The sequence below is a fragment of the Streptomyces sp. NPDC088554 genome (assembly GCF_044752945.1).
Lineage (GTDB): Bacteria > Actinomycetota > Actinomycetes > Streptomycetales > Streptomycetaceae > Streptomyces.
Window position 1 is genome coordinate 1 of record NZ_JBIVMF010000028.1, and the last position, 20,567, is coordinate 20,567.

At 70.9% G+C, this 20,567-nt stretch carries 18 protein-coding genes; 6 read left to right on the forward strand and 12 right to left on the reverse strand.

Going from position 1 to position 20,567, the window contains the following annotated elements:
- Positions 1 to 171: 171 nt before the first annotated feature.
- Both ACIP8W_RS26860 and ACIP8W_RS26865 read left to right on the forward strand, forming a co-directional pair.
- Positions 172 to 1,125, forward strand: coding sequence for a helix-turn-helix domain-containing protein (locus ACIP8W_RS26860; protein WP_401957170.1), 954 nt, complete (start codon positions 172 to 174; stop codon positions 1,123 to 1,125).
- Entirely contained in the window at positions 1,125 to 1,313 is a 189-nt protein-coding gene (locus ACIP8W_RS26865) for a DUF397 domain-containing protein (protein ID WP_402204947.1), read from the forward strand. Before ACIP8W_RS26860 ends, ACIP8W_RS26865 begins: the two co-directional genes overlap by 1 nt.
- A gap of 316 nt (positions 1,314 to 1,629) precedes the next feature.
- Here the strand turns inward: ACIP8W_RS26865 and ACIP8W_RS26870 are convergent, their stop codons facing one another.
- From ACIP8W_RS26870 to ACIP8W_RS26890, 5 genes are all read right to left on the reverse strand, one after another.
- The gene (locus ACIP8W_RS26870; protein ID WP_401957174.1) at positions 1,630 to 2,796 is read right to left on the reverse strand and encodes an LLM class flavin-dependent oxidoreductase; all 1,167 of its coding nucleotides are present in this window, start codon (positions 2,794 to 2,796) and stop codon (positions 1,630 to 1,632) included.
- Positions 2,797 to 2,842: 46 nt separating this feature from the next.
- On the reverse strand, positions 2,843 to 4,063 hold the full coding sequence (locus ACIP8W_RS26875; RefSeq protein WP_401957176.1) for an SfnB family sulfur acquisition oxidoreductase: 1,221 nt from the start codon (positions 4,061 to 4,063) through the stop codon (positions 2,843 to 2,845).
- A 1-nt stretch (position 4,064) separates the two neighbouring features.
- On the reverse strand, positions 4,065 to 4,619 hold the full coding sequence (gene ssuE, locus ACIP8W_RS26880; RefSeq protein WP_402204949.1) for an NADPH-dependent FMN reductase: 555 nt from the start codon (positions 4,617 to 4,619) through the stop codon (positions 4,065 to 4,067).
- 62 nt (positions 4,620 to 4,681) lie between these two features.
- Positions 4,682 to 5,818: a dimethylsulfone monooxygenase SfnG gene (gene sfnG, locus ACIP8W_RS26885; protein WP_401957178.1), complete on the reverse strand. Its 1,137-nt coding sequence runs from the start codon at positions 5,816 to 5,818 to the stop codon at positions 4,682 to 4,684.
- A 242-nt stretch (positions 5,819 to 6,060) separates the two neighbouring features.
- Entirely contained in the window at positions 6,061 to 6,183 is a 123-nt protein-coding gene (locus tag ACIP8W_RS26890; RefSeq protein ID WP_401957180.1) for a putative leader peptide, read from the reverse strand.
- A gap of 175 nt (positions 6,184 to 6,358) precedes the next feature.
- Here ACIP8W_RS26890 and ACIP8W_RS26895 point away from each other — a divergent pair, with 175 nt between their 5' ends.
- Entirely contained in the window at positions 6,359 to 7,321 is a 963-nt protein-coding gene (locus tag ACIP8W_RS26895; protein WP_401957182.1) for a LysR family transcriptional regulator, read from the forward strand.
- Here the strand turns inward: ACIP8W_RS26895 and ACIP8W_RS26900 are convergent.
- From ACIP8W_RS26900 to ACIP8W_RS26930, 7 genes are all read right to left on the reverse strand, one after another.
- Complete coding sequence (locus tag ACIP8W_RS26900) at positions 7,318 to 8,232, reverse strand: SDR family oxidoreductase (protein ID WP_401957183.1); 915 nt, start codon at positions 8,230 to 8,232, stop codon at positions 7,318 to 7,320. The two genes, ACIP8W_RS26895 and ACIP8W_RS26900, sit on opposite strands and share 4 nt — an antisense overlap.
- Positions 8,233 to 8,296: 64 nt before the next feature.
- Positions 8,297 to 9,526, reverse strand: coding sequence for a beta-ketoacyl-[acyl-carrier-protein] synthase family protein (locus ACIP8W_RS26905; RefSeq protein WP_401957185.1), 1,230 nt, complete (start codon positions 9,524 to 9,526; stop codon positions 8,297 to 8,299).
- Positions 9,523 to 9,780: an acyl carrier protein gene (locus tag ACIP8W_RS26910; protein WP_401957187.1), complete on the reverse strand. Its 258-nt coding sequence runs from the start codon at positions 9,778 to 9,780 to the stop codon at positions 9,523 to 9,525. Before ACIP8W_RS26910 ends, ACIP8W_RS26905 begins: the two co-directional genes overlap by 4 nt.
- A 2-nt stretch (positions 9,781 to 9,782) precedes the next feature.
- Positions 9,783 to 12,113, reverse strand: coding sequence for an acyl-CoA dehydrogenase (locus tag ACIP8W_RS26915; protein ID WP_402204953.1), 2,331 nt, complete (start codon positions 12,111 to 12,113; stop codon positions 9,783 to 9,785).
- Positions 12,114 to 12,424: 311 nt separating this feature from the next.
- Positions 12,425 to 13,786: a beta-ketoacyl-[acyl-carrier-protein] synthase family protein gene (locus ACIP8W_RS26920; protein WP_402204954.1), complete on the reverse strand. Its 1,362-nt coding sequence runs from the start codon at positions 13,784 to 13,786 to the stop codon at positions 12,425 to 12,427.
- A complete protein-coding gene (locus ACIP8W_RS26925; protein ID WP_402204987.1) occupies positions 13,770 to 14,852 on the reverse strand; it encodes a beta-ketoacyl-ACP synthase 3 in 1,083 nt (360 codons plus the stop codon). The genes ACIP8W_RS26920 and ACIP8W_RS26925 overlap by 17 nt, the downstream gene beginning before the upstream one ends.
- Positions 14,853 to 15,025: 173 nt before the next feature.
- Positions 15,026 to 17,293, reverse strand: a complete 2,268-nt coding sequence (locus tag ACIP8W_RS26930) for a family 2 encapsulin nanocompartment cargo protein terpene cyclase (protein ID WP_401957191.1) — start codon at positions 17,291 to 17,293, stop codon at positions 15,026 to 15,028.
- 336 nt (positions 17,294 to 17,629) lie between these two features.
- Here ACIP8W_RS26930 and ACIP8W_RS26935 point away from each other — a divergent pair, with 336 nt between their 5' ends.
- From ACIP8W_RS26935 to ACIP8W_RS26945, 3 genes are all read left to right on the forward strand, one after another.
- Entirely contained in the window at positions 17,630 to 17,806 is a 177-nt protein-coding gene (locus ACIP8W_RS26935) for a hypothetical protein (RefSeq protein ID WP_401957194.1), read from the forward strand.
- A 215-nt stretch (positions 17,807 to 18,021) separates the two neighbouring features.
- Positions 18,022 to 18,615, forward strand: a complete 594-nt coding sequence (locus ACIP8W_RS26940) for an HhH-GPD-type base excision DNA repair protein (protein ID WP_401957196.1) — start codon at positions 18,022 to 18,024, stop codon at positions 18,613 to 18,615.
- A 302-nt stretch (positions 18,616 to 18,917) separates the two neighbouring features.
- Complete coding sequence (locus ACIP8W_RS26945) at positions 18,918 to 20,441, forward strand: M28 family metallopeptidase (protein WP_401957199.1); 1,524 nt, start codon at positions 18,918 to 18,920, stop codon at positions 20,439 to 20,441.
- Positions 20,442 to 20,567 lie beyond the last annotated feature (126 nt).

Consider the following 20,567-nt stretch of genomic DNA (forward strand, 5'->3'; position numbering starts at 1 on the left):
CCCCGGCAGTGGCGATACCGCGCGAGCCCTCACCCGGTTATCCGGGCACAGGGCAGGGCGGTGCACTTCCACCGGGCGGCTCCGCAGTGCGAGCGATAGAGCACTGAACGTAGCCGTCGCCCTACTCGGGATTCAAGGGTACGGGGAAGATATTCCCCGTATGGGGGATGGGTGGCAGTCGTGGGCCGGGTGACTGGCAAACTGCTGACGACCCGGTGGGGCAATCAGGAGGGTGAAATGGCGACGTCTGCGGGCCGGATGAGCGGTAACCGTGTTTCCACCGTGCTCGGCCGCAAGTTGGGTGGTGAGCTGCACAAGTTGCGTGTCGAGGTCGGGAAGACACAGCAGGAGGCGGCCGTAGCGCTGAGTGCTACGCCGACCAAGGTGGTCAAGATGGAAAGCGGCTGGGTGCCCATGCGGGATCCGGACATCAAGTCGTTGTGCGAGCTGTACGCAGTGGACGCCGAGATTCTTGGCCAGTTGCTGGAACTGGCCAGGAAGGACCGGGAGCGACGCAAGGTGAAGGGGTGGTGGGATGACAGCCAAACCATCGCCACGCAAGTCGAGTACATCTCGACAGAAGACGCGGCCCTGAGTGTCCGGCAGTGGCAAATGGCGCTCGTTCCGGGCCTGTTCCAGACTCCTGAATACACTCGTTCCTTGGGCGTGGCTGACCTGGCCTGGGACGAGATCGACCGGATCGAGGACGTTGTCGCGACGCGAGCGAAGCGACAGGCTCGGTTGCACGATGACAACCCGCTCCGCATCCATGCGGTGATCTGGGAGGCCGCACTACGACAGCTGATGGGCGGGCCACAGGTGATGAGCCGACAACTCGCGCATCTGTGTGAACTGGCGGAGCTTCCCAATATCCGGATTCAGGTGCTGCCCTTCCGCGCGGGCGCTCACCCGTCCATCGGGGGACCCTTCACCATCCTGTCTTTTGGCGAGGATGGCGCGGTGGACGTGGTGCACATGGAGACCGCGCGGTCTATCATCTGGTTCGAAAACGCTGCTGAGAGCGCTGATTTCGCGATCCTCTTCGACCGGGCTGCCGGAGTGAGTCTCTCGCCCTACGACTCGGTCCGGTTCATCGCCAGCGTGAGCAAGGAAATGAGAGATTGATGCTGTTCCAGTTCCGCAAGTCCAGCTACAGCGCTGGAGGCAACGACTGCGTAGAGGTAGCCCTCAACGTCCCCCACACCGTCGCTCTCCGCGACTCCAAGCACCCCACCGGCCCGGTCCTCCGCCTCGCCCCCGCTGCCTGGACACCCTTCGCCATGGCCATCCGGGCAGCGGAGCCGCAGGACTGAGCTACCGCAAGGGCAGCTTCCAGAAGAGGACGTGGCCAGGCAGGCGCTGGGCAGACAGCCGGAGAGGGAGGAAACGCCCCCTCCGGCGGAACGGGCTCAGTCGTCTTGCGCTGCCCGTTGCGACGCGAGCAATAAGCACGCCATGCATCTCCGAACACTCAACCACCCTTCTCTCAGGGCGTCTGACCCGGTCCGCCGACGATGCCGTTCCGCAGGACGGCGGCAGAGGTCACCGTCTCACCGGCCCCCGCCAGGCTTCGAGGCCGGAGCGGGAGGCGCCGTACGTACGCAGGTCGGGGCACCCCGGTAGGCAGACTCAGCGCCGCACCTCCGCCGCGAAGGGCACCCCGGCGGAGGCGCCGGTTGCCGGGGGGCCCGCCGGGTGGGTCCATAGGCCCGCTGCCGCCAGTTTCGGGAGGACGCCCTCGCCGAACCAGTACGCCTCCTCCACATGCGGGTGGCCCGACATGATGAACTCGTCGATTCCCAGGGCGTGGTACTCCCTGATCCGTTCCGCGACCTCCGTGTGGCTGCCTACCAGCGCCGTGCCCGCGCCGCCGCGTACCAGGCCGATGCCGGCCCACAGGTTCGGGGAGATCTCCAGGCCGTCCGTGGATCCGTTGTGCAGCGCGAGCATCCGGCGCTGGCCCTCGGACTCGCTGCGCGCCAGGCCCGCCTGTACGGCGGCGATCGCGTCCGCGTCGAAACCGGCCAGCAGCCGGTGTGCCTCGGCCCATGCCTGGTCGGCGGTGTCGCGGGTGATCACATGGAGCCGGATGCCGAACCGTACGGTCCGGCCCTCCTCGGCCGCCAGTTCGCGTATCCACCGGATCTTCTCCGCGACCTGCGCGGGCGGCTCGCCCCAGGTCAGGTAGACGTCGCTGTGCCGGGCCGCGACCTCGCCCGCCGCCGGTGAGGAGCCGCCGAAGTAGACGGGCGGGACCGGATCGGGGACGCGGGCCAGCCTCGCGCCCTCGACCGGGAGGTGTTCGCCGTGCCGGGTCACGGTCTCGCCGCGCCACAACGCCCTTACGATCTCCAGGAATTCGCCGGTACGGGCGTAACGGGCCTCCTTGTCGAGGAAGTCGCCGTACGCGCGCTGCTCATGGCTCTCCCCGCCCGTCACCACATTGAGCAACAGCCTTCCCGGCGCGTGGCGTTGGAAGGTCGCGGCCATCTGCGCGGCGAGCGTGGGGGCCACGAAGCCGGGCCGGAAGGCGACCAGGAACTTCAGCCGTTCCGTCTCGCGCGCCAGCATCGCCGTGGTCAGCCAGGCGTCCTCGCACCAGGCGCCGGTGGGCGTCAACGCGCCCTCGAAGCCGAGCTGTTCGGCCGCTCTGCCGATCTGGGCGAGGTAGCCGAGATCGGCGGGTCGCTGCCCGCCCGCCGCTCCGGCCGCCCCGGCGGGCACGCCGTGGCCACCGCCGATGACATGGCGGCTGTCGCCGTAGGTGGGCAGGAACCAGTGGAAGGTGAGGCTCACGGAACTCTCCAGGACAGGGGAAAGGATGGGGGCGGTCGGGATCAGGTCAGAGCAGGCCGTGGCGCGGCGGGCGCGTCCCGCTCAGCACGTACCGGCCGATGTGCTGCACCTTCCAGCGGACCGGATCGTGCAGTGTGTGCGTGCGCGCGTCGCGCCAGTACCGGTGCAGGTTGAGGCTGTCCAGGGCCGCGCGTGTCCCCGCCACCTCGAACAGCGCGCTGCCCGTCTCCACCGCCGCGTTCGCCGCGTGCGCCTTCGCGGCGGCGACCGCGATCGACGCCTCGGCCGCGCTGTCGTCGGTCAGTTCCGCGTTCGCCGCGTCGACGGCGGTGGCCGCCGCGACGAGCAGCGCGTCCGACGCCCGTACGAGCAGGCCGAGTTCGCCGAATCGCTGGATCAGCAGCGGGTCCTCGGCCGCCGTGCCGTACCCCTCGCCGACCGCCTCCGCCCATGGTCTGCTCTTCGTACGGACGAACTCCGCCGCCTCCGCCAACGCACCGGACGCGATCCCCGCGTCGATGGCCGCGTGCAGCAACTGCGCTACAGCGCCGTGCAGTTGAGGACCCTCGAAGGTGAGGTGATGCGGTACGACCTGATCCGCGCCCACCGCCACCTCCGCCAGCCGCACCGTCCCGCTGGCGGTGGTGCGCTGGCCCATGCCGTCCCAGTCGTCGACGACGGTGACACCGGGCGCGTCCCGTCGTACGTACGCCACGTGCAGCGGCGCGTCCGGTGTGGCACCGAGCCGGGCCAGCACCGGGATCCAGTCCGCGAAGAGCGCGCCGGTCGAGTAGTGCTTCTCGCCGGTCAGCAGGTACGAGCCGCCCGGAACCGGCACCAGCCGGGTCCGGATGTCCTGCACATGCTTCGTCCCCTTCTCCGACTGCGCGTTGCCGAACCGCCGCCCCGCCAGCACCTCCCCGAAGAAGAACTCCCGCTGCTGATCGGTCCCTTGGCGCCGCAGCACGTTCACGTACACGAAGTGGCTCTGCGGGATCTGCGCCAGGCTCGGATCGCCCGCCGCCAGCAGCCGGAAGATCTCCGCGAGGGTACGGGCGGAGGCTTCGGCACCTCCGTACGCACGCGGTACGGAGACGGCGAGCAGCCCGGAGGCCGACAGCCGGTCGAGTTCGGCCCGTGGCAGCGCGCGCTCGGTGTCCCGGCGCGCGGCCCCCGCCCGGAAGGCGTCGGCCAGTTCGGCGGCGACCGCGAGCGCCTCGGCCTCGTCCGCGATCACATGGGCGCGTTCGGTCGGTTCGGCAGCCATCTCAGGCCGCCACCGCGGACAGTGGCGCCGCGCCCAGCGCCCGCGAGAACTGGTCGACGACCTGGTCCAGCGCGTCCCGCGACGCCGGATCGACCGCGACGCCGCCGTCCTCCCGTACGGTGATGTGCTTGTCCAGCACGAACCAGCCCTGCACGATGTGCGCCGCCCCCATCGACGAGAGCACCGGCCGCAGCGCGTAGTCGATGGCCAGCACATGCGCGGTCGACCCACCGGTCGCCAGCGGCAGCACGGTCTTGCCCGCCAGCGCGTACTGCGGCAGCAGGTCCAGCAGGGACTTCAACAGCCCCGAGTAGGCGGCCTTGTAGACCGGTGTGCCGATCACCACCCCGTCGGCCTCCTCGAACAGCCGCTTCGCCGCGACGATCGCGGGATGCCCGAAGTCGGCCCCGAGCAGGGCCTCCGGTGGCAGTGTGCGTACATCGAACGGAACCACCCGGTGGCCCTGGTCCGCGAGCCGGCCGTCCAGATGCCGGAGCAGCCTGGCCGTACGGGACGTGGGGGACGGACTGCCGGAGACGGAAAGGATCGTGGCCATACGAATCACCTCGGGGCGCGACGGAAACGAACGGGACAGTTGATGTGCGGTGTACGGGAGACCTATGCCGGTACGGAGACGGTGGGCGCGGCCCCTTCCCCGCCCGCGCTCTCCTCGGTCTCCGGCAGCTGCGCCTCCAGCTCGCGCACCAGCGGCAGCACGCGCCTGCCGAAGTACTCGACCTCCTCCAGGTAGTGCAGGAAGCCGAGGAGCAGCAGGTCCACCCCGAGCCGCTTGTACGCGACGATGCGCTCGGCGATCTGCTCGGGCGTCCCGATCAGTCCCGTACGGAAGCCGTCGTTGTACTGGACGAGGTCCTCGAAGGACGAGTCCTGCCACATGCCCTTGCCGTCGGCGGCGGACCGGCCCGCCTGCTTCACCGCGGCGCCGAAGCCGTGCACCGCCTCGGTGTCGGCCTTCGCGACGATCTCCCGCAGCACCTCGCGCGCCTCGGCCTCGGTGTCCCGGGCGATGAGGAAGCCGTTGAGCCCGAACCGGACCCGGCGGCCGGCCGCGTCGGCGGAGGCCCGTACGTCCTGGATCTGCTCGGTGACCCCGTCGAAGTCCTTGCCGTTGGAGAAGTACCAGTCGGAGACCCGGCCGGCCATCGCGCGGGCGGCGGTGGAGTTGCCGCCCTGGAAGATCTCCGGGTGCGGGCGCTCGGGGGTGTTGAGGGGCTTGGGCTTGAGCGAGAAGTCCCTGATCCGGTAGAAGTCCCCGGCCAGTTCGGCGTGGTCCTCGGTCCAGACCGAGCGCAGCGCGCGGATGAACTCCTCCGAGCGCCGGTAGCGCTCGTCGTGCTCCAGCCAGGGTTCGCCGAGTGCGGTGAACTCGTCCTTGAACCAGCCGCTGACGACGTTCACCGCGAAGCGGCCCTTGGACAAGTGGTCGGCGGTGGCGCCGAGTTTGGCCAGTACGCCCGGGTGCCAGAGCCCCGGGTGGACGGCGGCGATGACCTTGAGGCGCTCGGTGGCGAGGAGGAGGGCGAGGCTGAAGCTGGTCGACTCGTGCTGGTACTCGGCGCCGTAGCTGGCCATGTAGCGGACCTGGCTGAGCGCGTAGTCGAAGCCGCTGTTCTCGGCGAGGACGGCGAGTTCGCGGTTGTAGTCGTACCCCCAGTCGGTGCGCTGTTCGATCTTGCTGGTGACCAGGCCGCCGCTGACGTTGGGCACCCAATAGGCGAAGCGGAGAGAGGACATCGGGAACTCCAGATGGAGGCAGGGCGGAGCAGGAAGAATGCGTGAAACCCGGCCGCGGCTCGGGGAAGCCCGGACGGAAATCAGGCCGGAGAATCGATCGGCGGAAAACGGGCCGGGGAAATCAGGCCGGGAAAACAGGCCCCGCGGGCTCGGACCGGAAATAAATCCGGAAACCCGAACCCGGACAGGAAAGGGCGCCGAAAAGGCCCTGCCGTACCAGGAGAATCAGGGGTTTCCGGCGCTCAGGCCGTACGCCGACAGAGGGCGCTGGAGACGCGGACAAGATCGACGTGGCGTCGCCGGGTAAGCCCCTGGAGATCCTGAAGATCCTTGAACGAGCCCCTCATCGGATCCTTCACCGCCATGTCACCCACTCTCCGCGTATTTCGACAGCACCATCGGTGATGAGCGTACCGCCGGGGCGGCGAACGGTCGATTCGGTATCCACGACCCAGTGATAGGGTTTCCCTTTCACCGAGTCCGTCAGCTCAATCCGGCGAGTTCCACGAGTGCCGATCCGGCCGAAAGGCGATAACGCGCATGCGAATAGAGCAGCTCGAATACATCGCGGCCGTGACCCGGCTGGGTTCCCTGCGCCGGGCCGCCGAGGCCCTCCATGTCTCCCAGCCCGCGCTGAGCGAGACCGTCCGCAATCTGGAGCGCGAGCTGGGCGTGGACATCCTGGACCGGCGCCGTTCGGGGGCCAGGATCAGCGCGGCGGGCCGGGAGCTGCTGCCGCACATCATCGGCGTACTCGACGCGGTCGACGTCCTGCGCCGGGCCGCCGACGACCAGCACCTCACCACCCGCATGATCCGGCTGGGCACGGTCAACGCGGCCACGGTGCCGCTGCTGGTCCCGACCATCCAGGCGTTCCGCGCCGCCCACCCCGAGACCCAGATCGAGGTCATCGGAGCCCAGCAGGCGGACATCCACCGCGAGCTGCTGGAGGGCGGCCTCGACCTCGGCCTGGTCAACTACCTCCAGGGCGATGACAAACCCACCGGTTTCCACACCACCGAGCTGCTCCGGGGCCACCCCGTCGTCTGCGTACGCTCCGACAGCCGCCTCGCGTCCCTGCGTACCGTCTCGGTCACCGACCTCCTCGGCGAGCCGCTGATCGTGATGCGCGCGGGCTACGTCATGCACCGCTACGTACACCGGCTCCTGGAGGGCCGCAGCCCCACCTTCTCGTACTCCACGGACGGCGCCGAGATGGGCAAGCTCATGGTCGCCGAGGGGCTCGGCGCCACCGTCCTGCCCGACTTCAGCGTCATCGGCGACCCGCTGGAACGTTCCGGCATGATCACCACCCGCCCCCTCGACTGCGCCACCCCCGCCGTCCTGATGGTGATCCAGCGCCCCTTGTCCGCCGCCATCACCCTGGCGGCCCGCGACCTGCACGCGATGTTCGTACAGAGCGCGGAAACCTACGCCCGCACCACCCACGACACGGACACGGGCACGGGCACCGACACCGACGCCCCGCCGGGCACCGTCTAGGCCACGTCCCCGGCCGGGACCTGAGCGTCCGTGTCCGCGCCCCGCACCGCCATGTCCGCCGCTCCGCCCGCGCCGACCAGGGGGGAAGTGGAGGCGGTGGCGCGGGATTCGAGGGTGGGGAGGAAGCGGGGGGCGTGCTGGGACGTTACGGAGGGGAGCGCGCCGCGGGCGAACTGGGCTGCGCGGAGCCAGGGTTGGGCGTAGATGTGGCGGGAGCGGCGTTGGATGCCGGTGGCCAGGCGGCGGGCGGCGGGGGCCGGCGGGTGGGTGCGCCGGGCGGGCCAGGGCATGTGGGCGCGGAGTTCGCGCAGGACGGGTTCCTGTTGGGCGCCGCGCACCATGTCGGTGTCGGTCCAGCTCAGGTAGCCGATGCCGACACCCACTCCGTGGTGGGCCACCTCGGTGCGCAGGCTGTGGGCGAACGCCTCGACCCCTGATTTCGACGCGCAGTAGGCCGTCATCAGCGGGGTGGGCGCGAGCGCGGCGAGCGAGGCGATCTGGAGGTAGTAGCCGCGGCTCCGCAGCAGGGCCGGGAGGAAGGCGCGGGCGGTGTTGGCGCTGCCGATGATGTTGACCTCGATGACGCGCCGCCACGCGTCGGGGTCGGAGTGCCGGAAGAATCCGCCCGCCGCGACCCCCGCGTTGGCGACGACCGCGTCGATGTCGCCGAAGCGGTCCTCGACGCTCCGTGCCGTACGGGACATCGCGTCGGTGTCGGTGACATCGGTGTGCCAGTGGTCCGCCTCGCCGGGCAACGCGTCGGCTACGCGCGCCAGTTCGGACTGTTCCAGTCCGACGAGGGCGAGCCGGGCGCCGCGCGCCGAGAGCGTACGGGCGAGTTGTTCGCCGAGGCCGCGCGCGGCGCCGGTGATGACGACGGTACGGCCGCGGAGCGGCAGGCTCCGGTCCATGGGGCGTGGCCTCCAGAGAGAGATGGGGAAACGTGTTCCCGGGCTCGGGAACGTTCGCGAACGGTCAGGCGCGTTCCAGCGCCAGCACCGCGTTGTGTCCGCCGAAGCCGAACGAGTGGCTGACGGCCCGGTCCATCGGCTGCCGCAGCGGCTGCTTCGTCACACAGTCGATGTCGAACTCGACGGCGGGCGCGTCCAGATTGGCGATCGGCGGTACGACACCGTGCTGGAGCGTGAGCACGGTCAGCCCCGCCTCGATCGCCCCGGACGCCCCCATGCAGTGCCCCAGCACCCCCTTGGGGGCGGTGACCGGTGGCCGGTGCGGGAAGACGCGGCTGATCAGGGTGGCCTCCGTCGCGTCGTTGAGCGGTGTCGAGGTGCCGTGCGCGTTGACGTGCTGGACGTCGTACGCGCTCCAGCCCGCGTCCCGCAACGCCGCCTCCACCGCCCGCCGCGCCACCGCGCCCGAGGGGTGCGGGCTCGTGGGGTGGTACGCGTCGGTGGTGGCGCCGACGCCCGCGAGCAGCGCCCGGGGCCGCGCCCCGCGCGCCCGCGCGTCGGCGGCGCGCTCCAGCACCATGATCGCGGCGCCCTCGCCCATGACCAGCCCGGCGCGGTCCGCCGCGAAGGGCCGGGACAGGGTCGCCGGGTCGACGCCGGGACCGGCCGTCGCGGCGGCGCCCGAGCGGGCGAACCCGGCCATCACGACCGGGTAGACGATCGCCTCCGTCGCCCCCGCCACCGCGATGTCGCACTGCCCGGTGGCCAGCAGATCGCGCGCCACGTGCAGCGCGGTGGCCCCCGAGGAGCAGGCCGTGCAGGGCGCCAGGCTCGGCCCGGTGGCCCGCATCCGGATGGCGATCTCGGCGGCCGGCATGTTGGGGATCGTCAGCAGGATGGACGAAGGCGAGGTCGCCTCGGCGCCGCGCCGGTCCAGCACGAGGGCCTGTTCCGTCAGGCTCGCCGTGCCCCCGCTGCTGGTCCCGACCACGACGGCGACCCGCGTCCCGTCCCAGCTCTCCGGGTCGAGTCCGGCGTCGGCGACCGCCTCGCACGCGGCGAGCAGGGCGAATTTCACGTACCGGCCCATCCGGAACGCCGCCCGCCCGCCGATCGCCGTGTCCAGGTCGATGCCGTCGACCATGCAGGCGAAGTCGACGGCACAGCCGCTGAGTTCGGGGACGGTACGGGCGGACGAGACCCCGGCGCACACCCCGTCCCAGGTGGAGTCGGTGTCGTTGCCGGCCGGGGTGACCATGCCCAGGCCGGTGATCGCGACGGTGGGTCCGGTCATCGGCCGACGCCCACCGCTGTCTCGTCGAGGTACGCGGTGATCTCGGCCAGCGTCGCGCCCTTGAGGAGCCGGTCGGAGTCGGCGTCGACCCCGAGCGTCTCCTTGATGATCACGGCGAACTCGGCGACGGCCAGCGAGTCCATCTCCAGGCTGTCCATCGTGGCCTCGGGGACGATCTCCTCGGCGGGCACCTTGAAGGTGCCCGCCAGTACCTCGGTGATCTTCGGGTGGATCCGGCTGTCGCTGTGGCTCATGGTCAAGTCCTTTCAGGAGGTACGGCAGGTACGGGCGATACGGCAGGTACGGGCGATACAGCAGGTACAGCAGGTACAGCAGGTACAGCAGGTACGGGCGGTGCGGTGGGCACGGACGGTGCCGGTGGTGCCGAGCGGGACGCCGAGGTCGTACGAACGGCACCACCGGGCCTCGGACACGCGCCGAAGTAGAGCGGGCCGCGCGGGAGCTGTCTTCGGGGCTTGCGCGACGACCCGGACCGCACCCGGCGACGTACAAGAACCGCCGGCACGGAAGTCCGGAGAGCCCCAGGGACCCGGAGAGCCCTAGGGACCCCAAGAGCCCCAGGGACTCCAGCGGCCCGGGAAGCCCCCACGGCCCCGGCGGCCCCCACGGCCCCCGGGAGCCGCCCCCTGCCGAGCCGCCCCAGTCGACCCAGCCGCCCCAGCAACCTCCGCCCCAGCCACTTCCGCCACACCCCGGGCGCCCGCTTCCGCTCCGGGCGCCGGCACTCCGCCCGCCACGGCCCGCGCGGATCGTCGTACGCCTCCAGATACCCCGCCCCGGCGATCGGCGAGTCCGCGAGCAGCTCCTCCGGCAGGGCGAACGCCTCGACCAGCGTGAGGGCGTGACCGGCCAGCTCGGCGACCAACCGCTCGACGGCCTCGGGCAGTTCGTCGAGGTGGCGTGTCTCCAGCCGCCCGCGCGCCAGCAGATCGCCGCTGTTCCGGTCGATCCAGCGCAGCGCGAACAGCCGGTGCAACGAGCCCAGCAGGTCATACGCGGCGGAGCCGGTCTCCAGCCCCTCCACGGCGGTACGGAACGCCGCGTCCGCCTGCCGGTACGCGTGCGCCTCGACCGCCCGGGACGCGGCTCCCGAGGCCGCGTTCCACCGGGCCAGCCGGTCGCCGTGCGGGACGCGGCTCATGCGGCGGCGCGCCCTGCGGATCCACAACTCCTCGATGGAGAAGAGCAGTTCACCGAGATAGCGCGGATCGGCGAGGTCCCGCCCGTGTGCGGGCGGCCCGTAGGGACCGGCCTTCCCCGCGCCCGCCGCCTCCGCCGAGAACAGCAGCTCCGCCGCCGCCTTCGCGTGGATCGCGACATTGTCGCCCTCCGCCGTGATGGCGCCCTCGATCCCGGTCAGCAGCTCGGTCATGCCGTTGTTCTCCAGCAGCCCCTGCGCCCCGCACCGCTCCCGCGACTCCACGATCACCTCGCGCGCCCGCCAGGTGATCCACCCCTTGGCGATCGCCACCAGCCGCTCGGCCCCGGCCTCGTCCCCAGGGGTACGGGACTCCCACGCGTCCAGCGCCGTACGGTGCAGCAGGCTCATCGCGTACACCGTCGCCAACGCCCCCACCAGCGGCCCGTGATGGGTCCGGTGGGCGAACACCGGCACCGGGTCGGCCACGCCCCCGGGCCCCGAGACGATCCGGTGGCCTCCGTACCGTACGGCCAGGGCCAGCGTCAGCCGGGCCGAGCCGACCGCGGACGCGCTCATCGAGAGCTTGCCCGGGGTCACCCGGCCGATGGAGATCAGGAAGCGGCGTCGCCGGTTGCGCTGGCCGCTGCGGAACACACCGTCCGCGCCGATCCGCCCCTGGGCCCCGCCCAGCAGCGCGCCGCGTCCGACGAAGACCCGGTCGAAGGAGGTCACGCAGTGGTCCACCGGGCTGCCGAGCCGCGCGGGGAGCCGCCGTACGCGTACCCCGGGCAGCGCGGCCGAGGCATCGGTCAGTGGCGTCAGGAAGAGGAAGACGCCGTGGTCCACGCCCTCCACCAGCAAACGCGCCGCCACCACACCGGACTTGGGGCCGCCGACCGGGCTGGTGTTGGGCATGAACTTCTGCGCTCCGGCGTGCGGGGTGTGCAGGACGAAGCCGTCCCGCTCCCGGTCGTACGTCGCCGTCGTCTCGACGGCCACCGCGTCGTTGCCGTGCGCCACCTCCGTACAGAGGAAGGTGCCCACGCTCCGCAACGCCAGAAAATCCGCCAGATCCAGGCCGCCGCTGTCCCGGCCGCCGCCGCCCCGGCCGCCGCTGTCACGGCCGTCGCCGTCGCCGGATCCGTGGTCCAGCAGGCTGCCGAGGAACAGGTTGTAGTGGATGCCCGCGACCGTGGTGAAGGCCGGATCGACCGGGCCCAGCCACTCGTGCAGCGCCGCGAGCGCGCGCGGATCGGCGGCCAGCGCCGCGGGGCTGTCGAGCGTGCCGTTGACGAACCGCAGTCGCTCGTACGCCAGGGAGAGCCGCGCCTCGGCCGGGGCGCCGGTCCTGCGGCGGAACGGTTCGGCCGCGGCGAGTGCGCGCCAGGGGCCGTGCTCGCGCTGGAAGTCGGGACCGAACAGCACCCGCGCCAGCCGGCCCGCGGTCGGCTCCCCGGCGCCCGAAGTGCTCGGAGCCGCCGCCGGAGATGACGGGGGAGAGGCCGGGAGGACCGCCGGCGGAACGGCATCGCCGCCGATCCCAACGGCATTCTCAACGGCATCGCTGTCGATCAATACGGTCACGGAGATAGAACGATCAAGCGATGGCGAAGAAACGACTCTGTCGCACGCAGGACCACTAAACATCCATTCGAGGAGCCCCTCGCACCGCCCGCCACCTGCGCGCCACCCATCGCCACCCTCATCCGCCACCCCTCTTCCCCATCTCTCCTCGGTCAACCAGCTGTTGACGTTCGTTGGAACACCAGTGCCACGTTGTGTCCGCCGAAGCCGAAGGAGTGGCTGACCGCCGTCTCCACCACCTGGCTCCTCGGCGTCTTCGTCACGCAGTCGAGGTCGAACTCGACTGCGGGCGCGTCCAGATTGGCGATCGGCGGGATGATCCCGCGCTCCAGCGTCAGCACCGTGGCCACCGCCTCGATCGCCCCCGCCGCCGCCAGCGTGTGCCCCAGCACGCCCTTCGGCGCGGTGACCGGCGGCCGGTGCGGAAAGACCCGCTCGATCAGCGTGGCCTCCATCGCGTCGTTGAGCACCGTCGAGGTGCCGTGCGCGTTGACGTGCTCGATGTCGTACGGACTCCACCCCGCGTCCTCCAACGCCGTCTCCACCGCCGCCTGCGCGTTCCGGCCGCCGGGCGCGGGCGCCGTGGGGTGGTACGCGTCCGTGCTCGACCCCGCCCCGGTCAGCAGGGCGCGCGGTGTCCGCCCCCGGGCGCGCGCGTCCGCGTTCCGCTCCAGTACGAGCATGGCGGCGCCCTCACCGATGACGAACCCGTCGCGGTCCGCCGCGAACGGCCGCGACGCCTCCGCCGGATCGCCGGTACGGGTGGACAGCGCGCCCATCCGCGCGAACGCCGTCAGCACCAGCGGGGTCAGCACCGACTCCGCGCCCCCCGCCACCACCACATCGCACGCCCCGCTGACCAGCAGGTCCCTGGCCAGCGCGATGGCCGTCGCACCGGACGCGCACGCCGTCGCCGGGGCGAGGCTCGGCCCGCGCGCCCCGAGCGCGATGGCCACCTCGCCGGCCGCCGCGTTGGGGATCATCATCGGCACCAGCAGTGGGGAGACCGCCTGCGGCCCCTCCGCGTGCAGCCGCAGCGCGTTGTCGACCAGTACGGAGACCCCGCCGACGCCCACCCCCAGCACCACGCCGACCCGGCCGCCGTCCCAGTCCCCCGGGGAGAGCCCGGCGTCGTCCACCGCCTGGCGGGCGGCGACCAGCGCCAGCTTCACGAACCGCGCCATCCGCCACACCGAGCGCCCGCCCACCGCCTCGTCCAGGTCGAGCCCGGCGGGCGGCCCCTCGACCGCGCAGGCGAAGTCGACCGGCATCCCGGCCAGTTCGGCCCGGCGCCGGGCCACGGACCGCCCGGCGCACAGCCCCTCCCAGAACGTCCGCTCATCGGTGCCCGCGGGGGTCACCACGCCGAGCCCGGTCACCGCGACCGGGTCCACCGCACCGCGCCGGCCGCGCCCGTGCCCGTACCGGCGGCCGGGTCCGTACTCGTAGCCGTGCCCGCGCGCGTGCGCGTGCCCGCGCCCGTGCCTGTTCCCGTGCTCAGCCGTCCGCGTCATGACCGGCATCCCTTCTGTCGAGGTCGAGGTCGAGTGCGCCAAGCGCGCCGAAGGCGGCGGGTCCCTCGAAGGCGGCGGGCCGGTCGCCCCGGCCGGTCTCGGGCCAGCGCAGCGCCGCCGTACCCCAGGTCAGACCGCCGCCGAAGGCCGTCAGCAGCATCCGGTCGCCCGCCCGGAACCGCCCCCGGGCCGCCGCGTCCGCCAGCGCCAGCGGGATGGAGGCCGCGCCCGTGTTGCCCACCCGGTCGAGATGGGTCACACAGCGCTCCGCGCCGATCCCCACCCGCTCGGCGACGGCCCGCATGATCCGGCTGTTGGCCTGGTGCGGTACGAAGTGGTCCACCTGGCCCGGGTCCCAGCCGACCGTCCCCAGCAGGGAGCGGCAGGAGCCCGTCATCCGCTCCACCGCGCGCTGGTAGACGGCCTGCCCGCGCATCCGGAAGAACTCGTCGCCCTCGGAGGCCGGTTGGGGCACCGAGCGGGCCCGCGAACCGCCCCCGGCCACGGTGATCAGGTCGTACCCCTCGCCGTCGCTGCCCAGATCGAAGGCGAGCAGCTCGCCGGGGCCCCCGGTCCGGCCCGCGCCGATCAGCGCGGCCCCGGCGCCGTCGCCGAAGACCACGCCGGTGGAGCGGTCCATCGGATCCAGCCAGGTCGAGTACACGTCCGCGCCCACCAGCAGCACCCGGTCGTACAGCCCCGACACCACCAGCCCCTGGCAGACCGCGAGGCCGTAGACGAACCCGCTGCACACCGCGCCGATATCGAACGCGGGCACCGTTCCCAGCCCCAGCCGCGCGGCCAGCGCGGGGGCGGTCCCCGGGCACGGGTGGTCCGGTGTGGCGGTGGCCAGCACCACGGCCCCGACCTCGCCGGACGCCCCGCCGACCAACTGCCGCGCCGCCTCGTACGCGAGGTCCCCCGTCGACATCCCGGCCGCCGCCCGGTGTCGGCTGCCGATGCCCGTACGCGTACGCACCCACTCGTCGTCGACACCCCACGCGGCGGGCAGCGCCTCATTGCGTACGGGCTCCCCGGGCACCCAGCCCGCGACGGCCTCCAGCATCGCCGACCTGGGATCGGGGGCGCCCGTCGCCGTCTTCCGGGCCCGCTGCGCCCCCACCCGTCCGTACAGCGCGTTTCCGTTCCCCACCCACGGCCCCCGTCCGGTCCGGTCGCGTCACCTTGACCGGATGACAAACGCAGTGGCACACAAGGGGGTTACTGCGTGAGCCGGAGCTACTGCGCCATATGGGGCACAGCCGTCACGGGGAGCGTGGGCGCCCACCCCGGCAGCCGCAGCCGCGCCGCCGAGGTGCCGGGCCCGGAGGGCAGCGGCGGCCGCCAGGCGGCGATCCCCGCGCGGTCCTCCAGCAGCTCGGCCTCCTTGTAACGCTTGCAGCCGTGGTGCCAGTTGAGGATCCCCGAGAGCCAGTTCTCCAGCTCCACCACATAGCCGTCCAGCACCTCGCGCGCCTCCTGACCGAGCCCGAAGTCCTCGTACAGAGCGGGCAGTTCATGGGCGGCGACATGCTGGAACTGCCGCATCCGCGAGGTCATCAGGTCATCGACGATCCGCAGGGCGGTGGGATAGTCGCAGTCGAAGAAGTTCTGCACGACGAGCAGAGCGTTGTGCACCTCCCCCTCGAACTCGATCTCCTTCTGGTACGAGAAGACATCGTTCATCAGACAGGCGTAGTCCTGCGCCGCGTTCTCCAGCGACCGCATCGGGCCGGTGCGGTAGATCTCCGGAGGCACCGTGCGGCCGTGGCCGATCCGGCACAGGCTCATCGTCATATCGGAGCCGAAGGTCCGGCGGCGCATCTCGATGTAGTCGACGGGGTCGGGGATACGGTTCTGCACCTGGTTGGCCAGCTCCCAGATCCAGCTGGCCGTCATGTCCTCGACCGTTTTCCGGAAGGCGCGCCGCCCCTCCGGATCCATCGGTCCCGCCGTACGGACCCACAGATCGGCCAGCCCCCGCTCCAGCCCGGTGGCCGGAACCGGGATCGCGGAGAGGTCGTCGAGCGGCATGAACAGCGCCAGCCGGGCGTTGCACGCCTTGGCGCCCGCCAGATCGCGGGCGTTGCCGTAGACCACCGGGAAGTAGTCGTCGCCGTACGTCCCCCAGGTCAGCCAGTCGGAGGTCAGGTCCAGCTCCTCGGGGGTGGCGTCCGGATGGATCCCGGCGGAGCAGAGCGGCAGGTCGATCCGGCGCAGCCGCGCCTCGTCCCAGACGTCCGAGCCGGGCATCCCGGGCTGCGCCTCCAGGATCCCCATGCGGTGCGACCACTCGACGACGTGCTCGCGCGAGTGGTCGAGGTGCGGGCTGAGCTTCAGCGCGTACGGCATCTCGAACGCGGGCAGCACGGAAGGGCCGACGTGCTGGAACGGGACATGGCTGTGGCTGCGGGCGCGCGCGGGGGCGCCGACGCTCATGGCCCGGACGAGATCGGCGGCGACGGTACCGAGCCCCACGGGCGTCAAGGAGAACGGACTCCCCTCCCCCCGGGCTTCCGCGCCGTTCATGTACCGGCTGGAGCGCATGTGCCACTCGTGGCCGCCCGACTGCCAGTCCTGGAGCCCCTTCACATAGGCGAGCGTGTCGGCGCACTCCTGCGGGCCGAGCCCGTTCTCGGCAAAGAGGGGACCCAGCTCCGTCAACGCGGTGTTCTCGAACTGCTGGATGCGTGACGTCAACAGGTCGTTGACGGAGTCGGCCGCCTCCTGGGTCGTACAGCCGAGGAAGGTCTCCAGGACGAGCACGCCATTGCTCAGCTCGCCCTCCTCCTCGATCTCGCGCTGGTACGAGAAGAGGTCGTTCCGCAGATGGACGGCGTCCGAGAAGGTGTCCTTCAGGACCCGCAGCGGCCGGGAGTCCGCGATGGCCGCCGGGATCTCGGCGCGGGCCGCGTATTCGATCAGCCCCGCCGACCAGGGCGCTCCGCCGACCTTGCGGCGCATCTCGATGTATTCGACGGGGTTGGCCACGCGCTCCGCGTTGATGTTCGAGAGTTCCCAGTCGGATTCGTTGAGCAGATTCTCCGTCGACTCCGCGAATCGTTTCCGCCACCCCAGGGACATGCTCGGCACCGTACGCGCCCAGAGGTCGGCGAGCCCCGCCTCGACCGGATTGGTCGGCTCGGGGAAACCGCCGGCGAGATCCATCGGCATGAAGGCCGCGAGCCGTTCGAGATACGCCTTGCCGCCCGCCCGGTCCTGGGGCCGCTTGTAGACCTCCAGGAAGTGGTCGTCGAAGAAGAACACCCACACATACCAGTCGGTGACCAACGACAACGCAGGTCCGTCACAGTCGGGATGGGTGTACGAGCAGAGCAGCGCGTAGTCGTGCGCGTCCAGATCGCTCTCCTCCCAGACCCCCGACCCCTCCAGCATGCCCATGTCCCTGGCCCACTTCTTGGAGTGCTCCCTGGCCTCCTCCAGGTGAGTGTTGAGTCTGGCCGGATAGGCCATATAAAAATCCGGCAGTACAAACGGCTGCGCCACGATCGAACGGCCTTTCAAGTGTCCTACGGAAGTTTCCTTTTCCGGCGGGGTCTACCCCTCTCCACAGTCCCTCATTCGGACCAGAGATTAGTCATACAAACACACTTCTAAAGAGGTCGCGTGGGATCCATCCGCACGGAATACAGTATGGGGACATTCCGGGAATCGGAGGTTCGCGATGTCACGGGAGTATCCGAGGGACTATACCGATTATCACGAGGCGCAGAAGAGGAAAGCAGAGAGGCCTCCCAAGCACGCCAAGCCCAAGGGCGACAACGGCGGTTCGGACGGAAAGCACTCCCGCCCCAAGAAATAAACGACCAGAAAGGGGCAGCCGTGGCCGATATCGGTGAATCGCTGGCCCAGGAGCAGATGGCCGAGTACCGCTCGGCTTCGGAAACCCGCCGGGACGGCGCCCTGTCGCGGCGGCTCGACTGGGGCGGCACCGCCGGCGTGTGGATGATCGGCGTCGGATCGGCCGTATGGATCGTCTGGACGATAGTGACCCGGTAACGAGCGACCGGGTCCGGCCCAACCCGTCGCAGGCCGCGCGGCGCCTCTGACCGGGTCCGGCCCAACCCGTCGCAGGCCCTCGCGGCATCACCCGTCGGGGGCTTGTGTCACCATCTCTCCCGCCCGCCCATCCGGACCACCATCCAGTCATACAAAAAGACACAGGAACGCGTGGCGCGCTTCTCTCTCCCCGGGGCCCGGGTGATCATCTCCCCATGAGCGCCACCATCTGTCTCGCCCAACAGCCCGAGGCCGACGCCCTGCTCGGCCGCAGTCCGCTCGCCGCCCTGGTCGGCATGTTGCTGGACCAACAGGTGCCGATGGAATGGGCCTTCAGCGGGCCGTACACCATCGCCGTCCGCATGGGCCATGACGACCTCGACGCGCGCGAGATCTCCGCGTACGACCCCGACGCCTTCGCCGCCCTCCTCTCCGACAAGCCCGCCGTGCACCGCTATCCGGCCTCCATGGCCAAGCGCGTACAGCAGCTCTGCCAGTACCTGGTCGAGCACTACGACGGCGACCCGGAGGCCGTCTGGCGCGATGTGGCCACCGGCGCCGAGCTGCGCGACCGGCTGAACGAGCTGCCCGGCTTCGGGAAGCAGAAGGCGCAGATCTTCCTGGCGCTGCTCGGCAAGCAGTACGGAGTACGCCCCAAGGGCTGGCGCGCGGCGGCCGGATCCTACGGGGACGTGGGCGCGTACCGCTCGGCGGCGGACATCACGGGACCCGAATCGCTGGCGAAGGTGCGGGCGTTCAAGCAGGAGGCGAAGCGCGCGGCAAAGGCGGCGAAGGCCGAAAAGCCCTGAGCGGTACGGCGAACCAGGAGACCGGGTGAACCGGGTGAACCGGGTGAACCGGGTGAACCGGGCGAGCCCCGAGGAGCCAGGGCAACCGGGAGAACCTCGGGAGAAGCCGGATAAACCAGGGGAACGGTTTCAGTCGTTCTCTGTCGCAATACAGGACCGTTCTCCACTCCCATCAGCCGAAATGTCCCGTGATCTCCGCCACAGGTGTTCCCAATCGCCGAACCGGTCGCTAGCTTTCCCTGAACTTCGGTCACATTCGTACACACGGAAGGCCCCCTGTGCGCGCAACTCCCCGCAGATTCGTGGCAGTCGCAGCCGCTACCGCGCTCGCCGCCCCCCTTCTGCTCTCCGCCTCCTCATCCGCCGCCGCGCGATCCCACGATCCGGCGAGGGACGCGGCGAAGCTGTCGAAGAAGCTGGTGCGCGAGTCGTCCGCCAAGGACGCCTACAAGCATCTGCGGAAGTTCCAGGCCATCGCGGAGGCCAACGACGGCAACCGGGCCGCGGGCACGCCCGGCTACGACAAGAGCGCCGCGTACGTGTACGGGCTGCTCAAGAAGGCCGGTTACAAGGTCTCGTACCAGGACTTCGAGATCACCTACATCGAGACGCTCGCCGAGAAGCTCGCTGTCACCTCGCCGACGCCGCGCGATGTGGCGATCACCGCCATGTCGTACACCAGGTCCACCCCGGTGGGCGGTGTCGGCGCGCGGATCGCCGCCGTCCCCGTGGACGCGACCACCGGCTGTGAGCCGGCCGACTACGCCTCCGGCGACTACACCGGAAAGATCGCGCTCATCCAGCGCGGTGGCTGCACCTTCGCGGACAAGCAGAAGGCGGCCGGCGCGGCGGGCGCGGTCGGCGCGATCATCTACAACAACACCGACGGCACCCTCAACGGCACCATGGGCGGTCCGGACGCCGGGGTGATCCCCACCGGCGGTGTCACCCGGGCCGACGGCCAGGCCCTCGCCGCCGAGGCCGCGGCGGGCCCGGTGACGGTCTCGCTGGAGATCCGCCAGTTCCAGGAGCAGCGGACCACCCGCAATGTGCTCGCCGAGACCAGGGGCGGCAGGTCCGACCGTACGGTCATGCTCGGCTCCCACCTCGACTCCGTCGCCGACGGCCCCGGCATCAACGACAACGGCTCGGGCTCCGCCGGTCTGCTGGAGGTCGCCCTCAAGCTCGCCAAGACCCACGCGAAGCCCGAGAACAAGGTGCGTTTCGCCTGGTGGTCGGCGGAGGAGCTGGGGCTGCTCGGCGCCGAGCACTACGTCACGAACCTGACGGACAAGCAGCGCTCCGACCTGGCGCTGTACCTGAACTTCGACATGATCGCTTCGCCCAACTACGCCCAGTTCGTCTATGACGGCGACGGCTCCGACAGCGACGACGCCGAGCCCGGCCCGGACGGCTCGGCCCAACTGGAGCACGCCATCGCGAAGTTCCTCGACTCGAAGCGGATCCCGCACGAGGGCACCGCCTTCGACGGCCGCTCCGACTACGGCCCCTTCATCGAGGTCGGCATCCCGGCGGGCGGCACCTTCACCGGCGCCGAGGGCCTCAAGACCGAGGAGCAGGCGAAGAAGTACGGAGGCGAGGCGGGCGTCGCGTACGACAAGTGCTACCACTCGGCGTGCGATGACCTCTCCAACGTCAACATGAAGGCGTTCGACATCAACATCGACGTCATCGCCGACGCGGTGGGGACGTACGCCCACGATGTGAGCGGTGTCAAGAAGCCCACCGCCACTGCCACCACCGCGAAGCGCCAGGCGTCGGCCACCACCGCCGACGCCTCGCACGGCCACACCCCGGCCTCGTAACCCCCGGGTCCCTCCAGGCCCGTCGTGAACGCCCCTCGTGGGCGCTCGCGGCGGGCCTGTCCGCGTACCGGCGCCGGGTGAGGACGACGTGGCGCGAACACTCCCTTCATCCTTCGTCGGGCTCGC

What these genes read in the sequence shown, in the direction of transcription:
- ACIP8W_RS26865 (WP_402204947.1), top strand. Translation starts at nt 1,125, where the DNA reads ATGCTGTTCCAGTTCCGCAAGTCCAGCTACAGCGCTGGAGGCAACGAC.
- ACIP8W_RS26920 (WP_402204954.1), bottom strand. Translation starts at nt 13,786, where the DNA reads ATGACGCGGACGGCTGAGCACGGGAACAGGCACGGGCGCGGGCACGCG.
- sfnG (WP_401957178.1), bottom strand. Translation starts at nt 5,818, where the DNA reads ATGTCCTCTCTCCGCTTCGCCTATTGGGTGCCCAACGTCAGCGGCGGC.
- ssuE (WP_402204949.1), bottom strand. Translation starts at nt 4,619, where the DNA reads ATGGCCACGATCCTTTCCGTCTCCGGCAGTCCGTCCCCCACGTCCCGT.
- ACIP8W_RS26900 (WP_401957183.1), bottom strand. Translation starts at nt 8,232, where the DNA reads ATGGACCGGAGCCTGCCGCTCCGCGGCCGTACCGTCGTCATCACCGGC.
- ACIP8W_RS26925 (WP_402204987.1), bottom strand. Translation starts at nt 14,852, where the DNA reads ATGCTGGAGGCCGTCGCGGGCTGGGTGCCCGGGGAGCCCGTACGCAAT.
- ACIP8W_RS26875 (WP_401957176.1), bottom strand. Translation starts at nt 4,063, where the DNA reads ATGGCTGCCGAACCGACCGAACGCGCCCATGTGATCGCGGACGAGGCC.
- ACIP8W_RS26910 (WP_401957187.1), bottom strand. Translation starts at nt 9,780, where the DNA reads ATGAGCCACAGCGACAGCCGGATCCACCCGAAGATCACCGAGGTACTG.
- ACIP8W_RS26895 (WP_401957182.1), top strand. Translation starts at nt 6,359, where the DNA reads ATGCGAATAGAGCAGCTCGAATACATCGCGGCCGTGACCCGGCTGGGT.
- ACIP8W_RS26905 (WP_401957185.1), bottom strand. Translation starts at nt 9,526, where the DNA reads ATGACCGGACCCACCGTCGCGATCACCGGCCTGGGCATGGTCACCCCG.
- ACIP8W_RS26940 (WP_401957196.1), top strand. Translation starts at nt 18,022, where the DNA reads ATGAGCGCCACCATCTGTCTCGCCCAACAGCCCGAGGCCGACGCCCTG.
- ACIP8W_RS26890 (WP_401957180.1), bottom strand. Translation starts at nt 6,183, where the DNA reads ATGGCGGTGAAGGATCCGATGAGGGGCTCGTTCAAGGATCTTCAGGAT.